At 28.0% G+C, this 10229-nt stretch carries 6 protein-coding genes; all 6 read right to left on the bottom strand.

Going from position 1 to position 10229, the window contains the following annotated elements; all coding sequences use genetic code 11:
- Nucleotides 1-386 precede the first annotated feature (386 nt).
- Entirely contained in the window at nt 387-1928 is a 1542-nt protein-coding gene (locus V5787_RS12130) for a TolC family protein (RefSeq protein WP_336893468.1), read from the bottom strand.
- Complete coding sequence (locus tag V5787_RS12135; RefSeq protein ID WP_336893469.1) at nt 1898-4978, bottom strand: efflux RND transporter permease subunit; 3081 nt, start codon at nt 4976-4978, stop codon at nt 1898-1900. Before V5787_RS12135 ends, V5787_RS12130 begins: the two co-directional genes overlap by 31 nt.
- Nucleotides 4979-4996: 18 nt before the next feature.
- Nucleotides 4997-6097, bottom strand: coding sequence for an efflux RND transporter periplasmic adaptor subunit (locus tag V5787_RS12140; protein ID WP_336893470.1), 1101 nt, complete (start codon nt 6095-6097; stop codon nt 4997-4999).
- The gene (locus tag V5787_RS12145; RefSeq protein ID WP_336893471.1) at nt 6094-7614 is read right to left on the bottom strand and encodes an O-antigen ligase family protein; all 1521 of its coding nucleotides are present in this window, start codon (nt 7612-7614) and stop codon (nt 6094-6096) included. The genes V5787_RS12140 and V5787_RS12145 overlap by 4 nt, the downstream gene beginning before the upstream one ends.
- 639 nt (nt 7615-8253) lie before the next feature.
- Nucleotides 8254-9009: a hypothetical protein gene (locus tag V5787_RS12150; RefSeq protein WP_336893472.1), complete on the bottom strand. Its 756-nt coding sequence runs from the start codon at nt 9007-9009 to the stop codon at nt 8254-8256.
- Nucleotides 9010-9036: 27 nt separating this feature from the next.
- On the bottom strand, nt 9037-9615 hold the full coding sequence (locus V5787_RS12155; protein WP_336893473.1) for a hypothetical protein: 579 nt from the start codon (nt 9613-9615) through the stop codon (nt 9037-9039).
- Between the last annotated feature and the right edge of the window lie 614 nt (nt 9616-10229).

Raw genomic sequence — 10229 nt, forward strand, 5'->3', positions numbered from 1 at the left:
AATTCATTTTTCTCTTGCCCTACAATTGTCTGAAGTGTTGAAATAAGTATTACCGCTGTTATGATCAATCTTTTCATATTTTGTTATTCGTTAATGAGACTCTTCAACAAGAATCAATTCTATTGTTTTCTACAAAGTTAACCCCTAAGAGAGACAGTTTCTGTCACTCTACTATTTATTAAGGAAATAATTACTATTTTTTTTACAATAACAGATTTTATAGCCCTCAAGTCTTAAGCTGGTTAACATTCTTTTTATAGTTCTTACGCTACATTCAAAATTATTTGCTGTTTTTTCTAATGAGTATAACCTTCTATGCTCTATTAAGTACAATAAATGGGATTCTTTTTCTTTTCTTTCAGAATAAGTCATAGCATTTTCTTAAATTAATTGTCTATTCTGGTTTTAAAATCTTGTAGTAATGGAGTATTATCAATAAAGTTATAGAGTGTTAATTGTTGTACTTTGTAATATAACGCCCAATAACTTTGTAAGGTTTGTATATAGTTTTCATTGGCTTGTTGCCAAGCTTTTCTAGAAGAAGTCAAATTTAAAAAATCTACACTACCAGATAAAAAACGTTTTTCCGTTAAATGATACGACTCTTTTGATATTTCATTTGTTCTTAGCGCTCCCAATACCAACTCATGCTGAATGTTAAAGTCTAAAACATTTTGTGTAATATCTTGCTTATAGGTTTCTTCATTTTGTTGGAGTTCTATATCTACCACCTCTTTATTCATTCTAGCGGTTTTAATCTTTCCTTTGCGTTCTCCCCAATCTAAAACAGGAACACTAAATTGAATACTTACCATTTTCTGGTTTGAAAATCCGCTATAAGCATCTACAAAAGTATCTGCTTGCTGATTTAAACCATAGCTAGCTGCTATAGATAAATCGAATCTATTGTCTTTTATCGTCTCATCTAAATCTCTTAAAGCTGTTATTTTTTGTATCTTTAAATCAAGTATATCTGGATTATTTTGATAGGCTAATTCTATGGCTTGATTTAAGTTTATTGTTAAATCTGAAATTAACTCAGGTAATTGGGGTAGTGCGCCAACAGGCAGTTTATCTCTTAAAAATAATTTTAATGCTGCAGTTGCTTTTTGAAGCGCTTGTTTATTTTGAGTTAAATTAGTATTTGCATTGTACACATCTAATTCTAAGTTTAAAAGCTGATCGAGTTCTATAGCTATTAAATCATACCGTTGTTTACCAATATGAAATAATTTTTTAGAGGTAGCTTTATTTTCTTTAGCAATGGTTACCTTTTTACTAGCTAATGCCCAATTAAAAAATAAATTAACCACATTTAAATTTATGGTTTGTAGCTCGTATAAAAAAATTTGTTTTGATTTTTGAAACTCTAAAGTTGCTGTTTTTTTCTCCCATTTAAAGCTGTTAAAAGCCATTATAGGTTGTACTAAACCAATGGTAACAGGCGTTGTGTTAAAGCTTTTAGTTTCATAATCTCCAAAATTCTCAAGCCTATTAAAACTAGACGTTATATATAAACTTGTACCTGTAGCTCTTATATTTTGACTTACAGAAAGGCTTGCAAAACTATTAATTGTTTGTTGTTGCCTAAATACATCTATATTCTGTTCAGAATCATAGCGTTCTATTAAAGCACTATTGAATGTAAAAGGAGTAGTAGTAAAATCAATTTTAGGTAATAAACTTGATTTATAGGATCTGAATTCCCAATAATTAACACCATAATTTCGTTTTGCCTTAAAAATATCTAAAGAGTTTTTAGCTGCTAGTTTTAAAACATCATTTAGTGTTATGTTTTGGGGAATAGATAAAGTCTCTTGTTTTTGCGCACTAACTTTTGCCCAACTTAATAAGAAACAAATTCCAATAGCTACTTGTTTTAATTTTGTATAATGAATCATATTTTCTTCATAAATTGATAATAACATAATGGTATAAAATATAGACTGATGATTGTACCCAAAAGCATACCACCAATTAACGCTATTGCTAAAGGTGCTTGTAATTCTGCTCCTATTCCGCTAGTTAATAATAAAGGCACCAAAGCTAGAATTGTTGTTAAACTGGTCATTAATATGGGTTTTAAACGTCTTTGACCTGCTACTAATAATGCTTTCATTAAAGAATACCCTTGTCTTCGTAATTGAATAATGGTATCTATTTTTAAAATAGAATCGTTAATAATAATACCGCTCATTACTACAATACCTATCATAGACATTAAGTTAATGCTCATACCAAAAAGTTTTAAAAACAAAAATGCACCTGCTAAATCTATAGGTACTTCTAACAATATAATTAATGGTAAAACAAAAGATTCAAATTGTGAGGCTAGAATAAAATACAGCAACACTAAAGAAATTAATAACACTATTTTTAATTCGCTCATTAATTCTTGATTAGAAAAAAAACTTCCAGAAAAATGAACATCGTACTGAGAATTCTTACCAACTACTTTCTTTATATCTGTAATGGTGGCTTCTACTTGAGCATCATCTATATGAAATGCTACTGGGTAATATTCACCTTCATTACCTCCTGTAATTGTTTTTAAATCTTCTGATTTTACTGTTTTAATAAAGTTTTTCACTTGAAAAACAGCACTATCTCTAGAAATAACTGTTGTTTCATTTAAAATATCATTCAAATATTTTGCACTTCCTCCTAAAATTACCGGTACAAAGTTTTGATTATCTACAATTGACAACACTTCACGCTCATTAAAAGCACTTTTTAAAGTACTAAACAACGTATTTGTATTTACATTATATGTCATTAGCTTTTCTTGATCTGCAACCAATGTCATATATTCTTGCATTGCAATAGGTTCTAACTTAACGATGTATGAACTTGCTTGTAATTGATGCCAAATAGTTTTTAATTGTTGTTGCTGTTGACTTCCTAAATTTTCAACAGGACGTAATTTTGCGACTAAAGAAGCTTCCTTGTTGGAGAAAATTAAACTAAAAATATTGTCTACATCTTCATATACAAATACAGCGTTAGGGTATGTTGTTGTCAAAAAATCACTTAAATGCCTTTTTATATTCGTTAATGCTGTTTCTGAGTTTGCTTCTACATAAAGCGTCATTTCTGAACCTTTCGCATCTGCATTTTTATCTAGAATGAATTGCTGTGTGCCTACTAAAGCCGTTTGATTAATTAAGTTTTCTTTAATAGGATTTAAAATTTCTAGTACTCTACGTTTATTTTCATCAACATTAATAGGTTCGTTCCAATCTACTTTTAACAAAACCTCTGTACTTGTAAGTGTAGGCATTTGTGTTTTTGGTAATATGCTAAACAATCCAATAACGGAAACTAAAAGGAGGATAATAATACTCCAAGAAGCCACTTGCTTTTTCATTACCCAACGAAATCCTTTTTCGTATAAAACAGCATAATCCAACGTGTTTATTTTGGACAAGAAATTAATTTTCTGTGCTATTACATCACTTTCTCTTTTGTGAAATAAGCGATATAATACAGGTAATAACGTAATAGAAACAAAAAAGGAAATGAATAACCCAATGCTTACAGCCATTGCTTGGTCGTAAAACAAAGCGCCACTGATACCGCTTAAAAAAACCAGTGGTAAAAAAACAGCACAGGTAGTTAGTGCAGAACTTAGTAACGGTTTTATTACTTCGTTTGTTCCCAAAACACAAGATTCTGATAAGTTGAAACCTCTTTCTCTATATTGGGTAATATTATCGATTACAATAATAGAATTGTCTATCATTAGACCAATGCCTAAAACCAAACCAGAAAGCGATATAATATTTATTGAAATCCCTAAAAGATGAAAAAACAGTAAACAAATAATAATTGAGGTTGGAATGGTGATTCCTATTAATAATGGGGATTTTAAATTTTTCAGAAATAAAAACATTACTCCAAACGCTAAAAGCATTCCCCATAATAAACTTTGTAATAAATTATTGATAGCAACATCTAATAACTTGGTTTGATCTCTAGTAATTGAAAAATTAATATGCTTATAATCCTTTTTTAGGTTTTTTATTAAGTTATTTAAAGAAGTCTTTAAATCGCCCATTCTAGCATCACTTTGTTTTATGATTGCCATTGTAAGTGCTTCGTCTCCATTAGACAACACCAAACCTGTTCTTTTTTGCGGATGTTCTATAACCTCTGCAAGTTCTTTCAGTTGATAAACCTTATTGTTTTTATTGATGTAGATATTTTTTACATCATTTATTGTGCTTAAAGAATTTCCTAAACGAACATCATATTGATATTGATTGTCTTTAATTAAAAGACTTCCTATATCTAAATCATTGGTTTTAATAGCAGCCTCTAAATCGTCTAAACGAATCCCTAAAGCATCTATTTTTTTCTGATCTACTTTTACTAAAATTTCTGATGATACTAAACCACTAATATCCACCATAGCCACTTCGTTAATCTGTTCAATTCGTTTCCGAATTACTTGATTAGAAAAACGATTGAAATCTACAAATTCTTGAGAAACAGGAAATAAATCATCAATTTTATTAATTGTTGTTTTATTGTTCTTAACAGGTTCTTTAAGTGTCATGCTTAAATAAAACACAGGGATATCTGTAGCATTCGCTTTTATCACCTTTGGGCGTTTGATGGTTTTTGGTAAACTCCCCATCATTCTATCTATCTTTTCATTTACCTCAATAAAAGCATAATCGATATTACTACCATGAGAAAAACTAAGCTTAATAATCCCTAATTCATTCGTAGTTTCGCTTTTTACATCTTTTAAATGCCCCACTTGCATTAAGCGAGCTCGTAAAGGTTTTACAATAGCATCTTCTAATTGTCTTGCAGACATATTATCTACCTGAACTTGCACTGTAATTTCTGGAATATCGATATCTGGCATTAATGAAACTGGTATAAAACCAAAAGCATAAACACCTAAGATTAAAACACCTAATGTTGTCATTAAAACAGCAATCGGTTTATGTATTAAAAATTTAACCATATAAATTTTAATAAACTATTAATTATTAGTTTTAACGGTAATGGCACTATCGTGCGCTAAATTTAAATTGTTAGAAATAACAATGGTGTCTCCAGGTTTTAATGATGCACTACTCTTATCTGGGTTTGGTATTACTGAATAATTTTTACTATTTTCTAACGTAGTTAAAATATAAGTCCAATATGCTTTCCCGTTTTTAACGGTAAATAATACTTCTTGATTGTCTCTTAAAACTACGGCAGATTTTGGTACAACAAATTGATTTGGAATGTCTTTTTTAATAAATACCTTCACATTCATTCCTTCTAATAAACTACCATCATTCTTTACTTGAGCTCTAATGAGAATAGTCCCATCCTTTTCAACTTGTGGATTTATTGTAAAAACTTTTCCCATATACATTTTATTTGAAGCAAAAGGGGCAATAGTAACTTTGTCTTTCACCTTAACATCCTTAAGTTCAGACTCTATCACGTAAAATTCTACTTCAAAAACAGCATCATTTATTAAAGTAAGAAATTCTTTACCAGAATTAATTAGGTCGTGTTTTTTACTATTCATATTCGCTACTTTACCACTAAAAGGAGCAATTAATTTGGTAGATTTTAAATCGAACTGTGCATTTTTTAACTGATGCAACGCATTTTTATGACCAGATTTAATAGCCATCATTTCGTATTCTTTTTCAGGAATGTCTTCTTTATTTCCAGAATCAAACCCACGTCTTATTTGTAAATCACTAAATTCTAAAGTAGCTTGTTTTAAATCTATTTCTGCCTTAGTCACTTTCTGTTGAAACGTAATAGCATCTATACTTGCTAAAAGTTGTCCTTTTCTAACATAAGAACCATTTTTAACATAAATATTAGTAAGTTTTTCACTCACTTTAAATTTTAGTTCGCTTTTTTCTAAGGCAACCAAACGTCCATTACTAACTAATTCTTTTTTAAAGATTCCTTTTTCTAAAACTAAAATCTTTACTTCGTTTTTATCTGGGAGATATTCTTTTTTGATTATTAAACTTTCCTTATCTTCTTTAGGTTTGGTGCAGTTTATTAAAGTGCTAATACAAATCAATAAAAAAAAACATTTCCTTAAATACTCGTTTCTTCTATTCATTGACTATTTTGTTTATAATTACTTATTATCTTTTTCATTTCTGTTTTTATTTCTTTAATGGCTGTTGAAGGTATTTTTATCTCCTTATTTAAAATAGTTTCTGCCAACTCAACCGCTTTTAGATTCTGTTCATTTTCCTCATACAATTTTGCTAATAAATACAAAGGATAAAACCTTATAGGTATCATATTGGCAGCGTTTTTATAAGCCATTTCTGCCTTATCGTATTCTTTTAGGTTTTTATAAGAATCTCCCAAAGCAGTCTCTATAATAGTAGTATTTAAATGCAATTGTGCTTGTTTTAAAATTTCAATCGCTTTTTTATCTTGTTTATATATAGAAAGTGTTTTGCCATAATTCATTAAAAAATCTCCATTGTTTTTTAATTCTGGGTATGCTTGTTCATATTCTTTAATTGCACTTTCATAATCTCCATATTGATAACTACTTAATGCTAGCTTCCAATTTTTAAAACTATTATCTAATTTGTATATGAAATTAAAACTAAAAACTCCTATTACTAAAAAACCAATTACCACCAATATTTTTAAGATTGGTTTTTGGAAACTTATTTTAGTTTTCTCAAATAAATTTATTTTATTAGCATTTAATTTAACAAGACTTGCTAATAAAACAACTATAACAAGCTTAATAGGTAGAATTTGCATAGGATAGGAAAAGAAGGCAAATACACCAATAGTTAGTAAACTTATTTTTAAAATTACACTTAGGTAATCATCTTCTTTTACCGTTTTAGTTTTAATAATAAAATAAATAACAGCTATTAATAGCAAAACGCCAACAGAGCCATTTTCAGTAATAAATTGTACAAACTCATTAAACGCATAATATGTATTATCGGCCACCAAAGCTTCTGCTGTTTCACCATTTCTTACAAAATAATTAGCTTGGGCATTCATATAATGCGCTTTAAATCGATCAAAACCCACTCCAAATACAGGGTTTTCTTTAATGATTTCTGTAGAGACTTTCCAAATGAATAAGCGCCCATCTGATGATCCTTTTTTGAAATGATAAACTCCTAATAAACTTATTCCTATAAAAAGAATTGTAGCAACTATTAAAACTGTTTTTTTTAAGTTATTAAACTGAATAAATGTTTTTTTTATAATTTGACAGCGTGCTTCTATCAGTATAAAAGTACACACTATAACTGCTAGCCAAGATGCTCTAGATTGTGTTGCTGGTATAACTAAAATAATGCATATTACACCAATAAGGGGAATGTAATGAAAGGTATATTTAATAATTCTATTAAGAATTAAATATTTTTCATCAAACAACACTTGTCTAATCAGTTTTTCTTTAAAAAGATATAAACCTAGTGAAATTGGAAACACAGATACAAGAAACCCTGCATAAGGACCTGGATTGAAAAAACTTCCTGTTATTTTAAAACCAGAATGGTTTGAGGGGTAATAACCTAGTAATTGTAAATTTCCATATACAGCCTGTACAATACCTGAAATAATAGTCATTAATAAAAGCCAATACATATAGTCGCTTTTAAGATTTCTTATATATATATATATGACGCTTAAACCCAATAGTTCTATGTATCTAATGGGAAAACTATAATTATTTTGAAACACATACCTATTTATAGAAATATAAATAATCAAAAGAATTAATACTAGATCTAATTTTGAGAATGTAATTATTTTTTTTTTGAAATTTATTTTTGAAAAAATAGTAATAACGGCAAGAAAAAGACATGCATAGGTAAAAACTAAAAACTTACTTGTTATTGTCGGTAGCGGATAATTGTTTAATGTTATTTGAGGTATAAATAACAAAATAAAACATATACAAAGAAATAAAAATATTTTATTTAAGTATGTTCTTTTAGTAAACTTCATAGCCAACTTTAATTCTTTTAATTTAAAGTTAGTTTTTTTTTTAAAAAAAAATTAAAAAAAAACATAAATGCAACATTGCACCCCATGTATTGAGACTTTTTCTTTCCCGTTTTAAAAATCAACTGATTTTTAAAATGATCCTCAGCGGCAGGCGTCACGTACAGTTTGTATTCTTGTATAAAAGTATAAGTGTGTTTTTATATAAAACTACAAAAATATAAAGCTATAAATGTCTATTTATAGCTTTATACATTGTTCCCTTCTTTAATCAAAAATTTACATTTTAAAACCTCTATTTTTTTTATTCATTCGTTTTTCCTGTTGTTCATATGATAATAGTTTTTCAATTCCTTTTAAAGATAGTTTTCTGTCTATTTCAGAACCTTTTTTTCTTACTCCCTTAGCATCAGTAAAAGAAATACCCCGACCTATTTTAGTTTGTATATTTTTGTTTTTAAGAATAAATATAACATCTTCAAGACTATCTGAAATATCAATAGCAGAAAAAATAGCTTCTTTAAGGTCTGCAGTATGTTTGTTATTAGGAGTAAACTCTTGATTCATTTTTAATGCTTCAAGCTTTCTACCTACTTTTCGTAAGTTATATTCTTTTTCTATTACTCTAGAAAAATCTTGACTTTTATAATGAGTAAAACTATTTGATACTGCCAAATTTTTATCATCTAGCCTTGTACTTACTATATGAATATGGTTTTTTTCTTCTTCTCCTTTTTTTTGATGTAGGTAGACTGCAAACATATTGTCTTGAAATCCTGTTTTTAAAGCATATTTATTAGCAATATCAACCCAATCTTGGTTGTTTAACTTTCCTTTATCTTCTGGAGCTGCTCTAATTTTTATATGAAATGTTTTATTAGTACATTTATCATTCTGTGCTTCTTTTTCTTTCATTTGATTATAAATATCAATTGCATTTCCAAAACATTTATTAGTAGTTAAGACTTCACCTCCTTTTTCACAGTATAGTAAAGCGTTCTTTGTGAAAGAAATACTTTGTAGTTTTGTTATCATCTTTATTTAAATTATCTAATTGTTTTTCTAAGGCTTCTTTTGTAATTGAGTATTGTATTTTTTGCTTAGTTTATCCACATACTGTAATAATACCGTATCTTTTTGCTGAATATCATTTAGCGTTGAAGCAATGTTTTTAGATATTTTATTATTTTTAGAGTAAGCATCTAAAAAAACATACTGATAGAACAACTCATATTCATCTCTTTCTGTTTTAATAGCACTATTTTCTGTTAAATAAATCGGTATATATTTAAACCCAGAAGAAGCTATAAAAATAAAAGCGATAAGAATTAGTAGAAGTTTAGATGAAAATGGAGTTTCTTTACCAAATAGATAATATTCTTTTTTTTGATTAATTACATTTGGTTTATTACCTAATCTTCCCATGTTTTTTGCTAAATTTATCATATGGGAATTCATAGTTTTTTGATTTTTATCTAACGCATTATGATTAGTGACTAACAGTTCCTGTAATTTCACGAATTCTAGGAAAGTTTCGCTGTCAAGTTGGTCAGCTTTTATAGTATTAATATTATCTACTAGAGCGTCTAATTTGTCACATATGTTTTGCATTAAATACAATACTTTTTTGTTTTCTTCCATATTAGTTAAGTTTAGATTGTATATCAATAATGTGTTTTTTTAGTTCTTCAATATCATTTATTATCAAATCTTCATCTGTTAATTTTAACTTGATTCCAGAATTTAATTTACGAGAGATTTGATTCAAATTATTGCCTATTTTATAAAGTTGTAATGTGTAGTTTTTGGTCTCTAAGTGTTTTTGTTTTACTTCTAAAATTGGTTTTCCTAATTTTTCGAGAACACATTGTCGGATGTAGAAAGAGGCTTTAACTTGTAATAATTCACATTGATTATTTAGTAGAATTTTATCATTAAAAACTAAATAAAATATTAAATAACCAAGTTATTTTAGGGAACAAATTAAACGATATGAAAGAATCACTTAACAAGGTTTTTAATATTAGTAGCAACATCTTGTGGATTTGAATTCATAATAATTTGATTAATAAGTTAGATGCAAATATGGCAACTGTTAAAAAAAGAAAAAAGGACATCTTGAATTCAAGAACTTAACGCAACAAATCAAAATCTTAGATTTGTTGTATGAAAGCAAAAAAACATAGCCGATTATCATTAAAAGAACGTGTGGTAATTGAAACATTATTGCAAGAAAAAAAGACTAAAAGTTATAT

The sequence above is a fragment of the Flavicella sp. genome, assembly GCF_037132785.1.
Taxonomy (GTDB): Bacteria; Bacteroidota; Bacteroidia; order Flavobacteriales; family Flavobacteriaceae; genus Flavicella.